The following is a 17,613-nucleotide window of genomic DNA, read 5'->3' as shown; positions in this document are numbered from 1 at the left end:
GCTTTGCAACAAATCCTCCGATTTCCGGAGGTAAGCGGCAGGCACCAGCCAGACACGCTACCGCTCCATCTTGGTGAGCCCCCCTCACCCAATCGTTGGACGCATGCGTCCAACCCCCCCTTTGGGCGGAAAGGGCCTTGAGCGCGCTGCAGATCCAGTCCGGCCTTGGCCTGCTGGCGCTCACCGCGCTCGCCTGGGCGCTCGGCGGCTTCCGGCGGCCCGTTTCCTGGCGCGTCGTCGCGGCCGGGCTGGGGCTGCCGATCCTGTTCGCCGCGCTGCTGCTGCACATCCCGCCGCTGCGCGCCGGGTTCGCCCTGATGGGCCGCGCGGTGGAGGCGCTGGCCGCTGCCACGCGGGCCGGCACCAGCCTGGTCTTCGGCTATCTCGGCGGCGGGCCGCTGCCCTTCACCGAACCCTTCCCCGGCGCCGCCCTCATCCTGTTCTTCCAGGGCCTGCCGCTGGTGCTGGTGGTCGGCGCGCTGGCCGCCGTGCTGTACCATTGGCGCGTCATCCCGGTGATCGTGGAGGCGCTGGCCCGCCTGCTGACGCGCGCCTTCGGCCTCGGCGGCGCCGCCGGCTTCGCCACCGCGGCCAATGTCTTCGTCGGCATGGTGGAGGCGCCGCTGCTGGTGCGGCCCTGGCTGGCACGGCTTTCGGCCAGCGAGATGTTCGTGGTGATGACGGCGGGGCTGGCGACCATCGCCGGCAATATGCTGGTGGTCTACGCCGTGATCATCGCGCCCGTGGTGCCGGATGCGGCGGGCCAGCTGCTGACCGCCAGCCTGATCTCGGCGCCGGCCGCCGTGCTGGTGGCGCTGCTGATGCGGCCGGGCGAGGCGGCGCCGGTGGCCGAACAGGACACCGCCGCACCACGCCTGTACGACAGCACCATGGAGGCACTGGTGCGTGGCACGCAGGATGGCCTGACCCTGCTGCTCGGCATCATGGCGACGCTGATCGTCTTCGTGGCACTGGTGGCATTGGCCGATATGGCGCTGGAGCCGCTGACCGGGCTGACGCTGCAACGCATTTTTGCGACATTGTTCTGGCCGCTGGCCTTCGCCATGGGCATCCCGGCGGAGTCCGCCGGGGTGGTCGCCGCCTCGCTCGGCACCAAGCTCGTGGTGAATGAGTTCGTGGCCTTTCTGGAACTCGCGCAGTCCGGCGGGCTGGGGCTGAGCGAAAGGTCGAGGCTGATCCTGACCTATGCGCTGTGTGGCTTCACCAACTTCGCCTCCCTCGGCATCATGCTGGGCGGCATGGTGGCGATGTGCCCGGAACGCCGGCCGGATATCGTGAAACTCGGCCTGCCGGCACTGCTGGCCGCGACCATCGCCTGCTGCATGACAGGCGCCGTGGTCGGCCTGCTGACCGCACCGTGAGGGGGTTGCCCATGTTCGACATCTTCGGCCCGCCACCACCCGGCTCCCCCCGCCCCTTCAGCGAGGCGACGCGCGCCGGCGGGCTGGTCTTCGTCTCCGGCCATTCCGCGCCGCATGATCCGGCGAACGGCGTGCATCGCGGCGCGACGCCGGCCGAGGAGGTGCGCAATGCGCTGGCGAAGGTCGCCGCCATCCTGGCGGGCGCCGGCAGCGGGCTGGACCGGGTGGTGCAGATGACCATGCTGATCACCGATCCGGCCGATTACGCCGCGCTCAACGCCGAATATGTGAAGCATTTTCCAGATGGCCTGCCGGCCCGCCACACGGCACGCTTCGGCGTACCGACCGAAGCCCGCGTCGCCTTCGCCTGCATCGCCCTCGCCGGAGAGCCCGCCCATGCGTAGCCACCTGATCCAGCGCAATCTGCGGCAGGACCCGCCGCTCGCTTTGCGGGGCGAGGGCATGCTGCTGCATGACAGCAATGGCCGCAGCATCATCGATGGCTCCGGCGGCGCGGCGGTGGCCTGCCTCGGCCACGGCCATCCGCGCGTGCTGGAGGCGATGCGGGCGCAGATGGACAAGCTGACCTACGCCCACACCGCGCTGTATTCCTGCGAAAGCGCGGAGGCGCTGGCGGATATGGTGCTGGAGGGCGAGCCGGGCGGGCTGAGCCAGCTTTACCTGTGCTCCTCCGGCTCCGAGGCGATGGAGGCGGCCCTCAAACTCTCCCGCCAGCATTTTTTCGAGGCCGGCCAGCCGGGCCGCACAAAATTCATCGCGCGGCGGCAGAGCTATCACGGCAACACGCTCGGCGCGCTGGCGGCCGGCGGGAATGCCATGCGGAAGGCGATCTACCAGCCGATCCTGTCCGACGCCTTCAGCCATGTCGCGCCCTGCTACGCCTATCGCGACCGCGGCCCCGCCGAAACCGATGCCGACTATGTGGCCCGCCTGGCGGCGGAGTTGGAGGCGGAATTCCAGCGCCTCGGCCCGGATACCGTCATCGCCTTCATCGCGGAGCCGGTGGTGGGGGCCACGCTCGGCTGCGTCACCGCCCTGCCCGGCTACTTCCCCGCCATGCGCGCGGTCTGCGACCTGCATGGCGCGCTGCTGATCCTGGATGAGGTGATGTGCGGCATGGGCCGCACCGGCACCATGCATGCCTGGGAACAGGAAGGCGTCACGCCCGACATCCAGGTGATCGCCAAGGGTCTCGGTGGCGGCTACCAGCCGATCGGCGGCATCCTGGCCAATCGCCGCGTGATGGACGCGCTGCGCGACGGCTCCGGCACGCTGATGCATGGCCACACCTACCAGGCCCATCCCATGGCCTCCGCCGCCGCACTCGCCGTGCAGCAGGTGATCCGGGAGGAGAAGCTGCTGGAGAATGTCCAGGCGATGGGCGCGCTGCTGGAGACGCGGCTGGTGGACCGCCTGGGCAACCATCGCCATGTCGGCGATATCCGCGGCCGTGGCCTGTTCTGGGCCGCCGAATTCGTCACCGACCGCAGCACCAAGACGCCCTTCGACCCGGCGCTCAAGCTGCACGACCGCATCAAGCAGGAAGCCTATGCCCGCGGCCTGGCGTGCTACCCGATGGGCGGCACCATCGACGGCCGGCACGGCGACCATGTGCTGCTGGCACCCCCCTACATCGCCACGGCCACGGATATCGAAACCATCGTCGCGCGCTTCGGAGACGCGGTGGATGCCGCGCTTGCCAGCCTGCCGAAGGGTGCGACGGTTACGCAATGAACCGGTCCTTCCGAAACGCGTTCTATCCGCGAAGCCCAGCCACCAGGCCGGGCCACACAGGAGAAAGCGGTTATGGACAAGGATCGCATCAAGGGCGCCCTCAACGAGGCCAAGGGCTCCGTGAAGAAGACCGTCGGCGAGGCCACGGGCAATGAGCGTCTGGAGGCCGAGGGCCATCTGGACACGGTGAAGGGCAAGGCGCAGGGCGCTCTGGGCCGCACCAAGGACGCGGCGCGTGACGCCGTGGACGGCAAGGACCGCGTCTGACCCTATCCGGTCAGGCTTGAGAACAGCGCCGCGCGTCGGGGAAACCCTGCGCGCGGCGTTGCCGTTTCCGGCCTCTGCCCGCAAGCTGCGCCCCTGACCAAGGGAGAAGCCAGATGAGCCAGACAGTGTTGTTTCCGGGCGAGGTCGAATGGACCGGCGAAAATCCCGGGATTTCGCTGAAGGAGGACCCCGCCGGCCCCTTCACCACCCTCGCCTCATTCTTCCGCGTCATGCTGTCCCCGCACGGGCGAGGCCATGCGCTGATGCTGGCGCAATCGCCGCAGGAGGAAGCGCCGCCCGCCGAGCGCGCCAATCTATGCCTGACCGATAATGAGCCGCTCGCCCGCTGGCTGCTCGAGAACTACGTCACCCATTTCGGCGCCTGGCGCGGCCTGCCGGCACTGCGCGGCATCCAGTTCCGCAAGCTGGACAGCGTGGCTGTCGGCGGCGATGTCCGCACCCATTACAGCGAAACGCTGCGCGCCGGGGATCTGACGGTGGCGCTGGAATGGAAGGGCCTCGGCGCACCTTTCTGCTTCGCCTTGTCGCCGGCGCAATCCGCCACGGGTCGTCATCACATGCCCACCGTCTTTGTCGGTTGCCAGCAGGCGACCATCACGGTCAACGGCCAGAAGCGCCCCGGCGCGCCGATCCCGCGTGAGGTTGCGGGGCAGTCGATCCACACGGCGATGCTGGCCTTTTCGGAGACCTGGGTGCGCGCCTGAGCGCGCCCCGTCCACGACGACCTGCGGCGGGCCAAGCCCGCCGAGGCCGCGAATGCGGCCCGCCGGCGGTCCGGCGAGCCAAGACCGCAGAGCGGCCGCCCGGCACTTGAGGGAAAAAAAAGGGGCGGACCCTGGAAGGTCCGCCCCATTTCAGCACGCCAGTCGCGTTGCGATCAGCGACGCAGGCCCAGCCGGCCGATCAGCGTCTCGTAGCGCTTCTGGTCCTTGCGCTTCACATAGTCCAGCAGGCCACGGCGCTGGCCAACCAGCACCAGCAGGCCGCGCCGGCTGTGGAAATCCTTCGGGTGGGCCTTCAGGTGTTCCGTCAGCATGGTGACGCGGGCGGAGATCAGGGCGACCTGAACCTCCGGGCTGCCCGTGTCGCCCGGCTTCGTGGCGTATTCCTTGATGAGCGCGGCGCGGGCCGCGTTATCCGTCGCCGCGATGATCTTCACGGCAGGCTTCGCAGCGGGGGTTGCAGCGGCCGCAGCCGGCTGCTCGGTGGTCGTCGACATCGCATATCCTCCAGGTCGGGGTTAAGCCTCGCCGCCTGGCTGTTGCCCGGGTTCAAGCTGGATCAGCCTTTCGGGCTGCATCCAACCTGCCTCCAGCCGGCACAGGCCGAGCAGACGCTCCCCCGCCATCGCGCGCAGCAGGCCCCCTTCGGGATCGGCTTCACGGGGAACGCGCCCCATCAGGTCCACCAGGCTGATCGCCTGGCCCTGGTAGAGGCGTGCGGCCTCCTCTGCGGTGACGGCCAGTGCCGGGATGTCGGCCAGCGCGGTCGTCACCGGAAGCAGGAGGTCCGGGGAAGGGGGAGGCGTATCGCCGGTTACGAGCAGAGAGTCCAGCGGAATCGCATGTTCCATGCGGAACGGGCCCACGCGCAGCCGCCGCAGCGCCGTGATGTGGCCCACGGACCCCACCGCCTTCGCTACATCCCGCGCCAGGGACCGCATGTACACGCCCTTGCCGGATTCCACGTGAAAGATGGCGGTATCGCCGTCCGGCCGGCTGATCAGGTCGAAGCGATCGACCCGCGCCGGGCGGGCCGCGATCTCCACCACCTGGCCGTCGCGCGCGAGGTCATAGGCGCGCTCCCCGCCGATCTTGATGGCGGAATAGATCGGCGGCACCTGCATGATGTCGCCACGGAAGCCGGGCAGCACCGCCTCGATCTCGGCATCCGTCGGCCGCACGTCGCTGGTGGCGATGACGGCGCCATCGGCATCGTCGGTGTCCCGCGCCTCGCCGAATTTCAGCGTGAAATGATAGGTCTTGGTCCCGTCCATCACATAGGGAACAGTCTTGGTCGCGGCGCCGAAGGCCACCGGCAGCAGGCCGGTCGCCAGCGGGTCCAGCGTGCCGCCATGGCCCGCCTTCTGCGCGTCGAAGGCGCGCTTTACCTTGTTCACCACATCGGTGGAGCCGATGCCGGAGGGCTTGTCGACGATCAGCCAGCCATCCAGCTCGCGCCCCTTGGGCTTCTTGCTGCGGTGACGGTGGCGGTTGGGCTGGTTCACGGTTCTTCGGAGTCCTCGGTGGATTTCGCGGTCCCCGCGGGGGTGGATTTCGCGGTCCCCGCGGGGGACGGTTCTGCGGGCTTGGCCGGGTCTTGTGGGATCAGGTCCTGCTGGACCGCCGGCTGCTGCATCACCTTGCTGATATGCATGGCGTAATCGAGGGCGGTGTCCGCCTGGAAGTGTAGCTCCGGCGCCGTGCGCAGCCGCACCGCCTTGGCCACCTGGCTGCGCAGGAAGGGCTGGATGCGCTTGAGGCCGGCAAGCTGCGCCGGCGATAAATCGCGGCCCAGCCCGCTGACGAAGGCGGTCATGTGCTGCAGGTCCGGGGAGGCGCGCACCTCCGTCACCGTCACCTTCAGCTCGAACAGGTCCGGGTCGCGGAATTCCTCCCGCGCGAAGATGTTGGACAGGGCATGGCGGATTTCCTCCGCCACGCGCAACTGACGCTGGCTCGGCCCCTCGGCGCCACCCTTGCGGGGGGCCGATCGGGCGATATGGGCCAAGGCGGATTTGGGGTCGCGCCGCGGGGCATCCGCGGCGTCGCGGGATTTGCGGGCCATCTGGGTCTTTTCCTGAAAGAGAAGGGGCGCGGCATCGCTGCCGCGCCCCCCATCTTGCGGCTGTTGAAGCGTCAGAGCGTGCCGGCGACCGTCTCGGTCTCGTAGCACTCGATCTGGTCGCCAACGCGGATGTCGTTGTAGTTCACGAAGGACATGCCGCATTCGTAGCCGTTGGTCACTTCCTTCACATCGTCCTTGAAGCGACGAAGCGTGGAAAGCTCGCCCTGGTGGATGACGGTGCCGTCGCGCAGCAGGCGCACGCCACAGCCACGCTTCACCACGCCTTCGGTCACGCGGCAGCCGGCCACATTGCCGATGCGCTTGACCTCGAAGGTCTGCAGGATCTGGGCATAGCCCAGGAACTTCTCCCGCTGAACCGGCGCCAGCTTGCCGCGCACCAGGTCCTCGATGTCGTCCGCCACCTCATAGATGATGGAGTAGTAGCGGATCTCCACGCCGTCCCGCGTCGCCAAATCCCGCGCCTGGGTGGTTGCCCGGACGTTGAAGGCGACGATGACGGCGTTGGACGCCTTGGCGAGCTGGATGTCGCTTTCGGTGATCTGGCCGACCGCCGAATGCAGCATGCGCACCCGCACCTCGTCATTGCCGAGCTTGCCGAGCGTGACGGAAATCGCTTCCGCCGAGCCCTGCACATCGGCCTTGACGACGACGGCCACTTCCTTCTGCGCGCCCGCCTGGATGCGGGCCAGCATGTCGACCAGGCTGCCGCGGCCGGCGGAGACCGCCGCCACCTGCTTCTCCCGCAGCTTGCGCTGGCGGAATTCGCTGATCTCGCGGGCCTGCGTCTCGTCCTTCACCGCGATGAAGTTCTCGCCCGCGGTGGGAACACCGGACAGGCCGAGCAGCTCCACCGGCAGAGACGGCCCGGCTTCCTTCACCTGGCGGCCCTTGTCGTCGAGCATGGCGCGAACCTTGCCCCACTCGGCGCCGGCCACGACGATGTCGCCGGTCTTCAGCGTGCCCTTCTGCACCAGCACGGTGGCCACCGGGCCACGCCCGCGGTCCAGCCGGCTTTCGATCACGGTGCCCTCGGCGGCCCGGTTCGGATTGGCGCGCAGGTCGAGGATTTCAGCCTGCAGGCCGATGCCTTCCAGCAGCTTGTCGAGGTTGAGCTTCTTGGTGGCGGAGACCTCGATCTCCTGCGTCTCGCCGCCCAGGCTTTCGACCACGATCTCGTGCTGCAGCAGTTCCTGCTTCACGCGCTCCGGCCGCACGCCTTCCTTGTCGATCTTGTTGATCGCCACGATGATCGGCACGTTTGCCGCCTTCGCATGGCTGATCGCCTCGATCGTCTGCGGCATGACACCGTCATCGGCCGCCACCACCAGCACCACCATATCCGTCACGCTGGCGCCACGGGCGCGCATGGCGGTGAAGGCGGAGTGGCCTGGCGTATCGATGAAGGTCACCTTCTGCCCATCGGGCAGCGTCACCTGGTAGGCGCCGATATGCTGGGTGATGCCACCGGCTTCCCGCGCCGCCACATCGGCCTTGCGCAGGGCGTCCAGCAGGCTGGTCTTACCGTGGTCGACATGGCCCATGATGGTGACGACCGGCGGCCGCGGCAGCATGTCGGTATCGACATCCACCTCGCCCTCCAGGCCGATTTCCACGTCGCCTTCCGCCACGCGGCGGATGCGGTGGCCGAATTCCTGCACCACGAGCTCCGCCGTATCGGCATCGATCGACTGGGTCAGGGTGGCCATCACGCCCATGCGGAACAGCGCCTTCACCACTTCGCCGCCACGCGCGGCCATGCGGTTCGCCAGTTCCTGCACGGTGATGGCTTCCGGCACCACCACGTCGCGCACCACCTTCTCGGCGCCCGAGCGCAGACGCTGCAGCTCCTGCTGCCGGCGTTCACGCTCACGCGCACGGCGGACGGAGGCGATGGAGCGCGTGCGCTCATCCTCGCCCTCGATCGCGGCCGAGACGTCGATGCGGCCGTCGCGGCGACGATCGCCACCCGGCACCAGCGACTTCTTCGCCGGCGGCATGACCGCCTTCTTCACGGCACCGGCCGGCCCAGGCATGCCCGGACGACGGACGACACCGCGCGGTGCCTCCTCATCCTCCGCCATCGGCGCGCGCGCCTTCAGCGTCAGCTTGGCGGCGGGCGTCTCGGCGGTTGCGGCAGCAGCCGGCTTGGCACCAGGCGCCACGGCACCAGGCGCACCCTGCGGCGCGACCGGAACGGGCGCCGGGCGACGCGCACTGAGCGCCGACGGCACAGGGCCGGGGCGTCCCGTCCGCAGCGGCGGGGCGACAGGGCGCGGCGGTGCCGGCATGGCGGGGCGACCAGCCTGGCGGGCCGGCTCCGCGGTCCGCGCCGGTGGCGCATCGCGGCGCTGGGGCGTCTGGGCCTCGGCGCGAGCCGGGGCCTCGGCACGCACCGGGGCCGATGCCGGCGTCTCCGCCACGGCGGGCGGCGGCACGGAGTCGGCCTCGACCTGCGGCTCCGCATCGGATTCCTCGACCGGCGGCGGGGCGCGTCGGGCTTCCTCGGCGGCGCGACGCGCCTCCTCGGCGGCCAGGCGCTCCTCATCCTCGGCGCGGCGCCGGTCTTCCTCGGCGCGGCGCGCGGCTTCCTCGGCGGCGGAGCGGACCTGGAGCGCCTGGCGCTCACGCTCCTCCCGCTGCCGCTGCGCTTCGGCGCGGCGCTGTTCCTCGAGCACGCGCTGGCGCGTGGCGAGTTCCGATTGTGTCAGCGGGCGACCCGCCGCGGCGGGCGGCTTGCCGGCGGGGCCTGCCGCGCGCGGCGGCCCACCGGCCGGGCGTGGCCCAGCGGCGGCCGGCCCGGCAACGCCGGGCTTGGGCTGCGCCGCGGGTGTGCCGGGGGCCGCGGCGCGCTTCTTCAGCACCTCGACCTGCACCACCTTGCTGCGCCCATGGCTGAAGGACTGGCGCACGCTGCCAGCATCCACCGTCTTGCCCAATTCCAAGCGCCCACCCGGCCGCAAGGAGAGCCGGCCCTTGGCCGCATCCTGGTCGTTCTGGTCGCTCATCCGCCGATCCGAACCTGATCTTTCGTCCGTCATGTCCAGCCGCGCGTTGAACGCGGCACCCTGTGCTTCCGCGCATGCGCGGGTGAAGTCGGTACCGCACCCCAGAACCGCGGAGCACAGCGATCATACCCCAACCAGCCACCGCCGGATGGTCCCCGGTCGCCGCCGGGGGGCGGTCCGCCTAGGGCGGCGCCGGAGGAACTCCCCCAGATGGCGCGCTGCCCCTGTTTTCGGCTGCGGCGGCGACGCCCGCGAGCCGTGCGGCTTCCGCCGCGATCGCCAGCGCCAGTTTTCCCGGCGCCACCGCAACATGCACCGCCCGGTCACGACCGAACAGCGCCCCAAGCTCCTCACCGGTCAGCGGAGTTACCGCTGGCACCTGCCGGAGCCCAACCAATCGGGCCCGTTCCGCCGCGCTGCCATCCGAAGCCTGGACCAGCAACGCCACACGTCCCGCCTGCAGCCACTCAAGGGCTGCCTGCCACCCACTCACCGCCTGCCCGGCCCGCCGTGCCAAGCCGACAAGATCGCGGACCCGCCCATGCAGGCCGGTCTCGATCCGCGCGCGAAGGTCGGGGAGGACATGCACCGGACCGCGCGCCGCCTTCGCAAAGGCCCCGCGGGTTGCGGCACGTTCTAACACATCGGCCCGGGCGCTCAACCACATTCCCCGGCCGGGCAGCCTTGCGTTCAGGTCGGGGACCACTTCCCGGTCCGGCGACAGAACGAAACGCAGCATCGCTTCCTTCGGCAACCGCTCACGCGTCACCAGGCAACGGCGCAGAGGGCCCGTTTCCAGTTCCTCCGCATCGTCCGGCTCGATCGCCTCGACCTGCGGCAGAAGCTCCGGCGCGGGGGCCGGCGCCGCGTCAGGTCCTGGCTGCGTCTCGTTCCCCATCGGGTTCCCCCTCCGGTGCCGCTTCGCCGGTGTCTTCGGCTTCTTCGATTGGGGCGTCGCCTTCCGTGCCTTCAGAATCCTCAGCCCCTGCTTCCTCACCCTCGGCGTCATCGTATTCGCCATTCTGCGCGGCCAGCGCGCCCACCACATCCTCGTCGCCGAACCAGCCCGCGGATTGCCGGGCGGCGAGGATCACGGCATTCGCCGTCTCCTCATCCACCGCATCCGTGCCGAGGATCTCGACCAGCTCATCGCCGGCCAAATCCGCCAAATCTTCCAGCGACTTCACGCCCTTCTCGCCGAGCGCCACCAGCATGGCGGGGGAGAAGCCGCCAACCTCGGCCACCGCATCCTCCACGCCCATCTCGCGGCGCTTGTCGTCCATCTCGCCTTCGATCTTGTCGAGGAAGGCCTGGGCGCGGCGCTTCAGCTCCGCGGCCACATTTTCGTCGAAGCCCTCGATCTCGGCGAGTTCCTCGTCATCGACGTTGATGATGTCCTCGATCGAGCCGAAGCCCTCGGTCACCAGCAGCCCGGCAATGACGTCATCGACGTCCAGGCCCTCGACGAACAGCCCGCTGCGCTTGCGGAAGTCTTCCTGGCGGCGTTCGGATTCCTCCGCCTCCGTCAGGATATCCACATCGTAGCGCGTGAGCTGCGATGCAAGGCGTACGTTCTGGCCGCGGCGGCCGATGGCCAGCGAAAGCTGATCATCCGGCACCACCACCTCGACGCGCCGCGCATCATCATCCAGCACCACCTTGGTCACCTCGGCCGGGGCGAGCGCGTTGACGATGAAGGTGGCCTGGTCGGGCGACCAGGGGATGATGTCGATCTTCTCGCCCTGCAACTCCTGCACCACCGCCTGCACGCGCGACCCGCGCATGCCGACGCAGGCACCCACGGGATCGATGCTGCTGTCGCGGGAGATCACGGCCATCTTGGCGCGCGAGCCGGGGTCGCGCGCCACCGCCTTGATCTCGATGATGCCATCGTAGATTTCCGGCACTTCCTGCGCGAACAACTTGGCGAGGAAGCCGGGATGCGTGCGGGACAGGAAGATCTGCGGCCCGCGCGGTTCCTCGCGCACGTCGTAGATATAGGCGCGCACCCGGTCGCCGTTGCGGAATGCCTCGCGCGGAATGGTCTCGTCACGGCGCAGCAGGGCTTCCGCCTTGCCGAGCTCGACCATCAGGTTCCCGTATTCGGTGCGCTTGACGACGCCGTTGATGACCTCGCCGACGCGGTCCTTGTATTCCAGGTACTGCTTGTTGCGCTCGACCTCGCGCACGCGCTGCACGATCACCTGCTTGGCGGTCTGCGCGGCGATGCGGCCGAAATCGATCGGCGGCAGCGGGTCGATGATGAATTCGCCGGTCGTGATGCCCGGCTTGATCTTCTGGGCGATCCGCAGGCTGAGCTGCGTCGCCTCATTCTCCACCGGCTCCGCGTCCACAACCTCGGTCCAGCGGGAGAGCTTCACCTCACCCGACTTCCGGTCGATGACCGCGCGGATGTCCTTCTCATGCCCGTACTTGGCGCGGCCGGCCTTCTGGATGGCCTGCTCCATCGCCTCGAGCACCTCGTCGCGCTCGATCATCTTCTCGCGGGCGACGGCATCCGCCACCAGCAGCAGTTCCGGGCGCGCAATCGCGACATCCATCGCCATGGCGTCAGTTCCTCTTCGGGGTTGAGCGGCGACGGGGGGCGGGAGGCGCTTCCTCCTCCACCTCCGGCGCTTCAGCGGACTCATCGACTTCAACGGGCGGCTCGAGCGCCGCGCGGCGGGCATCGGCGACGGCGGCCAGCGCCGCGCTGTGTTCGATCAATTCATCGGTCAGCACCAGCTTGGCGCGGCGGATGTTGCCGCGTGGCACCACCAGCTCCGTGCCATCCTCGAGCCGGATGCGGATTTCCTGCGCATCGGCGCCGAGCGCGATGCCGCGCAGCCGCCGGCGGTTATCCTGCGGCACCTGGAGATCCACGGTGGCGAGCTGGCCTGCGTAGCGGTTCCAGTCCTTCACCCGGGTCAGCGGCCGGTCGATGCCGGCGGAGGAGACCTCGAGCGACCATTCGCTGCGGATCGGATCCTCCACATCGAGCACCGCGCCGACGGCGTGGCTGATGATCTCGCAATCCTCCACGCGGAAGGTCGCTTCATCGACCCGGTCGGCCATGATCTGCACCACCGGCCGTTCCTTGCCGCTGACCTGCACGCGCACCAGCTCATAGCCGAGCTGGCCCAGCGTGGGCAGGATCGCCGTGGCGATACGGGCCTCGAGGCCCTCGTGTTGGGGTTGGTCGTCGTCCATTGATGCCTTCCAGGCCGACGAGCCCGGGGCCGGGTAGCGGCCAACAAAAAAGGCGGCCCGGTTAGGGGCCGCCTCCCGGACAGGTCGGAAAGCGATCTCGTCGTACTCCTATAGCCGCCGGCCTGTTTCGCCGCAAGCGGAGTCAGGTGCGATGAAACACCCACCAGACCGGCTGTCGCCCTTCGCGCACCGCCTTGGCCTCATAGCGCGTGCCGGGCGTGCCTTCGGGGCGGGTGGTGTGGCGCTCGGCCAGGGTGAACAGGGGCGTATCGGCAAACACCTCCGCCACCCAGGCCTGGTAGGTCGGGTCGTCACTGGCAATGCGCCATTCGCCGCCCGGGCGCAGCACGCGGGCGACCAGGGGCAGCATCTCGGGATGCACGAAGCGGCGCTTGGAATGGCGGGATTTCGGCCAGGGGTCGGGGAACATCAGCATCAGCCGGTCCAGCGCGCCCTCCGGCAGCAGGCCCAGCAGATGCCGTGCATCCTGCGGCCACAGCTTCAGGCCTGGCGGCAAGGGCGCCGTCGCCTCCCCGCCATCCGGCACCAGGCGGGTCAGCAGGGAACACAGCCCGTTCTCGAACACTTCGGAGGCGATATAGGCGACCTCGGAATGCGCCCGGTGCTGCTCCAGCGCGTGCTCGCCGCCACCAAAACCCACCTCCAGCCACAGCTTCGCGCCCGGCATGCCGAAGGCGGCCAGCGGGTCGGCGGCCTGCTCAGGCGAAAGCCGCAGGCGCGGCAAGGTGGCATCCAGCAGCAATTGCTGGCGCGGCCGCAGCTTATGGCCACGCTGGCGGCCATAGAGCCGGTCCGGCACGCCCTCGGCCAGTGGCGGACGGTCTGCGGTCATGTGGGCCTCAAACGAAAAGGGGCGACGGGCCTGCGCCCGCCGCCCAATCAGGCAGGACCGGCCCACGCCGAAGCGCGGGCCGGGTATGGTTCAGCGGTTGAAGGCGCGGCGGATCTCATCCGCCAGGTCGGTCTTTTCCCAGGTGAAGGTGCCCTTCTCGGCATCCGGCGTGCGGCCGAAATGGCCGTAGGCGCTGGTCACCGCATAGATCGGGCGGTTCAGGTGCAGATGCTCCCGGATCCCGCGCGGGGACAGGTTCATCAGCCCGTCCATCACCTTGGCCAGCTTCGTCTCATCGACGTCCTTGCCCGTGCCGTGCAGGTCGAAATAGACCGACAGCGGCTTGGAGACACCGATCGCGTAGCTCACCTGGATGGTGCACTTATCCGCGAGGCCGGAGGCCACGACGTTCTTCGCCACGTAGCGCGCGGCATAGGCGGCGGAACGGTCGACCTTGGTCGGGTCCTTGCCGGAGAAGGCGCCGCCGCCATGCGGGGCCGCACCACCATAGGTATCGACGATGATCTTGCGCCCGGTCAGGCCGCAATCGCCGTCGGGCCCGCCGATGACGAAGGTGCCGGTCGGGTTCACATACAGCTCGTTGTCCGGGCACATCCAGCCCTTGGGCAGGCTGCTCTCGATGATCGGGCGGATCATCCGCAGGATCTCGGCCTGGTCGAGGCCTTCCTCATGCTGGGTCGAGACCACCACGCTGGTCGCGCCCACCGGCTTGCCGTCGATATACTTCAGCGTCACCTGGGACTTCGCATCCGGCAGCAGCCCGGCCACGGCCAGGTCGCCGGCGCGGCGCATCTCGGCGATGCGGCGCAGGATCAGGTGGGCGTAGTACAGCGGCGCCGGCATCAGTTCCGGCGTCTCGGTGCAGGCATACCCGAACATGATGCCCTGGTCGCCGGCGCCCTCATCCTTGTTGCCGGCCGCGTCCACGCCCTGCGCGATATGCGCGGACTGGGCGTGCAGGTGGCATTCAATGCTGGCGTTCTGCCAGTGGAAGCCTTCCTGCTCATAGCCGATGTCCCGGATTGCCATGCGCGTCAGGTGCATCAGCAATTCAGGCGTGACGGAGCCGGGGCCACGGGTTTCGCCGGCCAGCACCACCCGGTTGGTGGTCACGAGAGTCTCGCAAGCCACGCGGGCATAGGGGTCGGCCGAGAGGTAGGCGTCGAGCACGGTATCCGAGATGCGATCCGCCACCTTGTCCGGGTGGCCTTCGGAAACGCTCTCGGACGTGAAAAGGTATTCGCCCTTATCGCGCATGGCGTGATTCGGCCTCTTGTCGCGGGAGGGCCGGTTCGCCCCGGCCTGGCTAGTCAGCCCGGTGGATCCGGGACAGCGGCGTATTGCAGTGCGATGTGGCGGGGTCAAGGCGGGTGGGCCGCAATTGATACGCCGCCCGCACGTCAGGGTTGTGGCCCGGAATCGATGAGCAATTCCGCCAGCCCGGGCACCCCGTCGGGGATCGCCAGTTCCACCGGCCTGCGGCCTCGTGGATCGGCATAGGCACCGAGACGATGCCAATCGCCCAGGCTGCGGCGATGCCGCGGATGCCGCACGGCGCCGGTATTGATCGGCGTGAGCCGCGCCGCGGCGCCATGCCGTTCCAGCAGGCGCCGCAGGTCGACACGCAGAGCCACCTGCGGCCGCTTCGGATCCGCCGCGCGCAAACCCGCCACCCGTGCCGCGTCCAGCCAGAGGAACACATGGCCGTTGATGTGGCGCCGCCACTGCGCCGGCGTGGTGCCGCTGCCGGCAAGAGCCGGCCCCAGCTTGCTGTCCCACATCTGCTGGCGCCGCAGTTCCACCTCTCCGTGCAGCGGGTGGCGCAACGTGGTGAAACGGTCCCGATTGACCTCCAGCAGGCGGGTCGCCTCCGGCTCCGGCACCTCGAACAACGCCACCAGGGCTGCCGCCGAAAGCAGGCCGTGCCGGCGCAGCATGGGCAATGCAGCCTCCGGCGCCAGGTGCCAGGCCACGCCACCGGTCGCGGCGATCAGCGCGGCGGCATCCCAGCCCGGCACGCTCATCGCATGCCCAGCACGTCCATCATGGAATACAGCCCGGGCTTCCGGCCGATGACCCATTGCGCCGCGCGCACCGCGCCCACGGCATAGGACCGTCGGTCGAAGCTGCGATGCGTCAGCGCGATGTGTTCCGTCGCCGCGGCAAACAGCAACGTGTGTTCCCCTATCACCTGGCCGCCGCGGAGTGCGGCGAAGCCGATGGTGCCGGTTGCCCGCGCGCCGGTATGGCCGTGCCGCCCGCTCTCCATTCCGGCCTCCTCCAGTGTCATGCCCCGCCCGGCCGCCACGGCGCGGCCGAGCGCGATCGCGGTGCCGGAGGGGGCATCCACCTTCTGCCGGTGGTGCATCTCGACGATCTCGGCATCGTAGCCCTCGGCCGGCAGCGCGGCGGCCAGCTTTTCGGCCAGCGCCAGCACCAGGTTCACGCCGGGGGCGAAATTGGCGGCGTGCACCACGGCCACCTGCGCCGCCGCCTCCGCCACCTCTCGCGTCTGCTCCGCCGACAGGCCGGAGGAGCCGAGCACCAGCGGCACGCCATGGTGCGCGGCGAGGATGGCGTGCGGCACGGCTTCCTCGGCATGGGTGAAGTCGATGACCACGTCGCTGGCGGCGAACAGCGCCGCCGCATCCCCCAGCAGCGGCGCGGTGGCGTCGGAAGGCGGGCGGTTGCCGGGGCGGGTGGTGCCGCCGGCCAGCGTGGCGCCGGCGCGCCGCACCTCCTCGGCTAGCAGCATACCCATGCGTCCGGCGATGCCGGCGATGCCAATGCGGATCATGAGTGAAGGCCCCTCAGGCAAGGCGCCGAGGCTGCCCGTGGGGGGTGGCAGGGTCAAGCGACCGAGCGGGTTGGGGGGGCGGGCGGCGACGCGGGTGGGACCATAGTTCCGCGCCGCCGCCTGCCAGTTGTCATCGCAGGGGGGATGCGATGACCTGCAACCAACGTGGCGACACGCGAAGGGTTTCCCGCTTCATGCAAGATGGTGCGGACGAGGCCTCCTCAGCGGCCCAGCCCGTCCCAGAACTCCTTCACCTTGGCGAAGAAGCCCTCCGTCTCCGGGTTGCTGCGGCCGGTCTTCTCGCATTCGGCCTCGAACTCGGCCAGCAGCTCCTGCTGCCGCTTCGACAGGTTCTGCGGGGTTTCCACCGCTACCTGCACATACATGTCGCCACGTGCGGCCGACCGCAGAACCGAAAAACCCTTGCCGCGCAGCCGGAACTGGTCGCCGGTCTGGGTGCCGGCCGGAATCGTGACGCGCGCCCGACCGCCATCGATGACCGGCACTTCGACACCCCCGCCGAGCGCCGCCTGCGTCATCCGCAGCGGCACACGGACGAAGATATTGGCGCCGTCGCGCTGGAAGATGGCGTGCTGGCGCACCGCCACATCCACATACAGATCGCCCGCCGGCGCCCCGCGCAGCCCGGCCTCGCCCTCGCCGGACAGGCGAATGCGGGTGCCGTCCTCCACGCCTGCCGGGATGGTCACGGCGAGCGTTCGGTCGCGCTGCACGCGGCCCTGGCCGGCGCAGACCTTGCACGGGTTCTTGATGATGCGGCCGGAGCCGGAGCAGGTCGGGCAGGTGCGCTCGATCAGGAAGAAGCCCTGCTGCGCCCGCACCTTGCCGGCGCCGTTGCAGGTCGGGCAGGTGCTGGCGGATTGCGCCGCCGGGCCTTCGCTGCCGCTGCCCTTGCAGGCCTCGCAGGCGACGGAGGACGGCACACGGATGGTTTTCTTGCTGCCGCCGAAGGCTTCCTCCAGCGTGACTTCCACCTGGTGGCGCAGATCATTGCCCCGCCCGGCCGCCGCCCGGCTGCCGCCGCGCCCGCCACGGCCGAGGCCGCCGAACATCTCCTCGAAGATATCCTCGAAGCCGCCGGAGAAGGGGTTGCCACCCATGCCGGCCCCGCCGCCACCGCCGCCACCCTGCTCGAAGGCGGCATGGCCGAAGCGGTCATAGGCGGCGCGTTTTTCGGCATCCTTGAGGACGTCATACGCCTCATTGGCTTCCTTGAACTTCGCTTCGGAACTCGTGTCGCCCCGGTTGCGGTCCGGGTGATGCTGCATGGCGAGCTTGCGGTAGGCCTTCTTCAGGTCTTCCTCGCTCGCATCCCGGGCGACGCCCAGGACTTCGTAATAGTCGCGTTTGGCCATGGTCCCGAGGGTCCTCGCGGGGCGGCGTGGTCAACATGGCAGCGCCCGGGTTCTTTTTGAGCCGAGGGAGCCACTTCATTAAAACCGGGAAAAACCCACCCCCGAAGGGCTTTTTCTT

At 69.4% G+C, this 17,613-nt stretch carries 17 protein-coding genes and 1 pseudogene; 5 read left to right on the top strand and 13 right to left on the bottom strand.

What is annotated here, in order from left to right; translation table 11 throughout:
• Nucleotides 1-137: 137 nt before the first annotated feature.
• The 5 genes from ACFHNC_RS13435 to ACFHNC_RS13415 all read left to right on the top strand — a co-directional run bounded on the left by ACFHNC_RS13435 (nucleotide 138) and on the right by ACFHNC_RS13415 (nucleotide 4,129).
• Nucleotides 138-1,382: a NupC/NupG family nucleoside CNT transporter gene (locus ACFHNC_RS13435; RefSeq protein WP_437169727.1), complete on the top strand. Its 1,245-nt coding sequence runs from the start codon at nucleotides 138-140 to the stop codon at nucleotides 1,380-1,382.
• 11 nt (nucleotides 1,383-1,393) lie between these two features.
• On the top strand, nucleotides 1,394-1,786 hold the full coding sequence (locus tag ACFHNC_RS13430; RefSeq protein WP_437169726.1) for a RidA family protein: 393 nt from the start codon (nucleotides 1,394-1,396) through the stop codon (nucleotides 1,784-1,786).
• On the top strand, nucleotides 1,779-3,137 hold the full coding sequence (locus tag ACFHNC_RS13425; protein WP_437169725.1) for an aspartate aminotransferase family protein: 1,359 nt from the start codon (nucleotides 1,779-1,781) through the stop codon (nucleotides 3,135-3,137). Before ACFHNC_RS13430 ends, ACFHNC_RS13425 begins: the two co-directional genes overlap by 8 nt.
• A gap of 72 nt (nucleotides 3,138-3,209) precedes the next feature.
• On the top strand, nucleotides 3,210-3,404 hold the full coding sequence (locus tag ACFHNC_RS13420) for a CsbD family protein (RefSeq protein WP_437169724.1): 195 nt from the start codon (nucleotides 3,210-3,212) through the stop codon (nucleotides 3,402-3,404).
• A gap of 113 nt (nucleotides 3,405-3,517) precedes the next feature.
• The gene (locus ACFHNC_RS13415; RefSeq protein WP_437169723.1) at nucleotides 3,518-4,129 is read left to right on the top strand and encodes a hypothetical protein; all 612 of its coding nucleotides are present in this window, start codon (nucleotides 3,518-3,520) and stop codon (nucleotides 4,127-4,129) included.
• A gap of 173 nt (nucleotides 4,130-4,302) precedes the next feature.
• On the opposite strand, the gene rpsO is transcribed toward ACFHNC_RS13415, so the two are convergent.
• From rpsO to dnaJ, 13 genes and pseudogenes are all read right to left on the bottom strand, one after another.
• On the bottom strand, nucleotides 4,303-4,575 hold the full coding sequence (rpsO, locus tag ACFHNC_RS13410) for a 30S ribosomal protein S15 (RefSeq protein WP_342449475.1): 273 nt from the start codon (nucleotides 4,573-4,575) through the stop codon (nucleotides 4,303-4,305).
• 90 nt (nucleotides 4,576-4,665) lie between these two features.
• Complete coding sequence (gene truB, locus ACFHNC_RS13405; protein WP_437169722.1) at nucleotides 4,666-5,652, bottom strand: tRNA pseudouridine(55) synthase TruB; 987 nt, start codon at nucleotides 5,650-5,652, stop codon at nucleotides 4,666-4,668.
• The gene (gene rbfA / locus ACFHNC_RS13400; protein WP_437169721.1) at nucleotides 5,649-6,212 is read right to left on the bottom strand and encodes a 30S ribosome-binding factor RbfA; all 564 of its coding nucleotides are present in this window, start codon (nucleotides 6,210-6,212) and stop codon (nucleotides 5,649-5,651) included. The genes truB and rbfA overlap by 4 nt, the downstream gene beginning before the upstream one ends.
• Before the next feature lie 71 nt (nucleotides 6,213-6,283).
• Complete coding sequence (infB, locus tag ACFHNC_RS13395; RefSeq protein WP_437169872.1) at nucleotides 6,284-9,109, bottom strand: translation initiation factor IF-2; 2,826 nt, start codon at nucleotides 9,107-9,109, stop codon at nucleotides 6,284-6,286.
• Nucleotides 9,089-9,238 (bottom strand): annotated as a pseudogene (locus ACFHNC_RS13390) (translation initiation factor IF-2 associated domain-containing protein); the annotation flags it as partial. The gene infB and the pseudogene ACFHNC_RS13390, both read right to left, overlap by 21 nt.
• A 181-nt stretch (nucleotides 9,239-9,419) precedes the next feature.
• Nucleotides 9,420-10,136, bottom strand: coding sequence for an RNA-binding protein (locus ACFHNC_RS13385; RefSeq protein ID WP_437169720.1), 717 nt, complete (start codon nucleotides 10,134-10,136; stop codon nucleotides 9,420-9,422).
• The gene (gene nusA, locus ACFHNC_RS13380; RefSeq protein ID WP_437169871.1) at nucleotides 10,108-11,799 is read right to left on the bottom strand and encodes a transcription termination factor NusA; all 1,692 of its coding nucleotides are present in this window, start codon (nucleotides 11,797-11,799) and stop codon (nucleotides 10,108-10,110) included. The genes ACFHNC_RS13385 and nusA overlap by 29 nt, the downstream gene beginning before the upstream one ends.
• Before the next feature lie 10 nt (nucleotides 11,800-11,809).
• Nucleotides 11,810-12,448: a ribosome maturation factor RimP gene (gene rimP / locus ACFHNC_RS13375; protein WP_437169719.1), complete on the bottom strand. Its 639-nt coding sequence runs from the start codon at nucleotides 12,446-12,448 to the stop codon at nucleotides 11,810-11,812.
• Between the two features lie 142 nt (nucleotides 12,449-12,590).
• Complete coding sequence (trmB, locus tag ACFHNC_RS13370; protein ID WP_437169718.1) at nucleotides 12,591-13,301, bottom strand: tRNA (guanine(46)-N(7))-methyltransferase TrmB; 711 nt, start codon at nucleotides 13,299-13,301, stop codon at nucleotides 12,591-12,593.
• Nucleotides 13,302-13,391: 90 nt separating this feature from the next.
• Complete coding sequence (gene metK, locus ACFHNC_RS13365) at nucleotides 13,392-14,579, bottom strand: methionine adenosyltransferase (RefSeq protein WP_437169717.1); 1,188 nt, start codon at nucleotides 14,577-14,579, stop codon at nucleotides 13,392-13,394.
• A gap of 143 nt (nucleotides 14,580-14,722) precedes the next feature.
• Complete coding sequence (locus ACFHNC_RS13360) at nucleotides 14,723-15,346, bottom strand: DUF7002 family protein (RefSeq protein ID WP_437169716.1); 624 nt, start codon at nucleotides 15,344-15,346, stop codon at nucleotides 14,723-14,725.
• Entirely contained in the window at nucleotides 15,343-16,116 is a 774-nt protein-coding gene (gene dapB / locus ACFHNC_RS13355) for a 4-hydroxy-tetrahydrodipicolinate reductase (RefSeq protein ID WP_437169870.1), read from the bottom strand. The genes ACFHNC_RS13360 and dapB overlap by 4 nt, the downstream gene beginning before the upstream one ends.
• Before the next feature lie 224 nt (nucleotides 16,117-16,340).
• Nucleotides 16,341-17,495: a molecular chaperone DnaJ gene (gene dnaJ, locus ACFHNC_RS13350; RefSeq protein WP_437169715.1), complete on the bottom strand. Its 1,155-nt coding sequence runs from the start codon at nucleotides 17,493-17,495 to the stop codon at nucleotides 16,341-16,343.
• Between the last annotated feature and the right edge of the window lie 118 nt (nucleotides 17,496-17,613).

The sequence above is a fragment of the Falsiroseomonas sp. E2-1-a4 genome, from assembly GCF_051433165.1.
GTDB lineage: Bacteria > Pseudomonadota > Alphaproteobacteria > Acetobacterales > Acetobacteraceae > Falsiroseomonas.
The sequence above is the reverse complement of the archived record's forward strand: the minus strand, read 5'-3'. Positions and strand labels throughout refer to the sequence as shown.

What these genes read in the sequence shown, in the direction of transcription:
- rimP (WP_437169719.1), bottom strand. Translation starts at nt 12,448, where the DNA reads ATGGACGACGACCAACCCCAACACGAGGGCCTCGAGGCCCGTATCGCC.
- metK (WP_437169717.1), bottom strand. Translation starts at nt 14,579, where the DNA reads ATGCGCGATAAGGGCGAATACCTTTTCACGTCCGAGAGCGTTTCCGAA.
- ACFHNC_RS13360 (WP_437169716.1), bottom strand. Translation starts at nt 15,346, where the DNA reads ATGAGCGTGCCGGGCTGGGATGCCGCCGCGCTGATCGCCGCGACCGGT.
- nusA (WP_437169871.1), bottom strand. Translation starts at nt 11,799, where the DNA reads ATGGATGTCGCGATTGCGCGCCCGGAACTGCTGCTGGTGGCGGATGCC.
- ACFHNC_RS13415 (WP_437169723.1), top strand. Translation starts at nt 3,518, where the DNA reads ATGAGCCAGACAGTGTTGTTTCCGGGCGAGGTCGAATGGACCGGCGAA.
- ACFHNC_RS13425 (WP_437169725.1), top strand. Translation starts at nt 1,779, where the DNA reads ATGCGTAGCCACCTGATCCAGCGCAATCTGCGGCAGGACCCGCCGCTC.
- dnaJ (WP_437169715.1), bottom strand. Translation starts at nt 17,495, where the DNA reads ATGGCCAAACGCGACTATTACGAAGTCCTGGGCGTCGCCCGGGATGCG.
- ACFHNC_RS13385 (WP_437169720.1), bottom strand. Translation starts at nt 10,136, where the DNA reads ATGGGGAACGAGACGCAGCCAGGACCTGACGCGGCGCCGGCCCCCGCG.
- trmB (WP_437169718.1), bottom strand. Translation starts at nt 13,301, where the DNA reads ATGACCGCAGACCGTCCGCCACTGGCCGAGGGCGTGCCGGACCGGCTC.
- ACFHNC_RS13420 (WP_437169724.1), top strand. Translation starts at nt 3,210, where the DNA reads ATGGACAAGGATCGCATCAAGGGCGCCCTCAACGAGGCCAAGGGCTCC.
- rbfA (WP_437169721.1), bottom strand. Translation starts at nt 6,212, where the DNA reads ATGGCCCGCAAATCCCGCGACGCCGCGGATGCCCCGCGGCGCGACCCC.
- ACFHNC_RS13430 (WP_437169726.1), top strand. Translation starts at nt 1,394, where the DNA reads ATGTTCGACATCTTCGGCCCGCCACCACCCGGCTCCCCCCGCCCCTTC.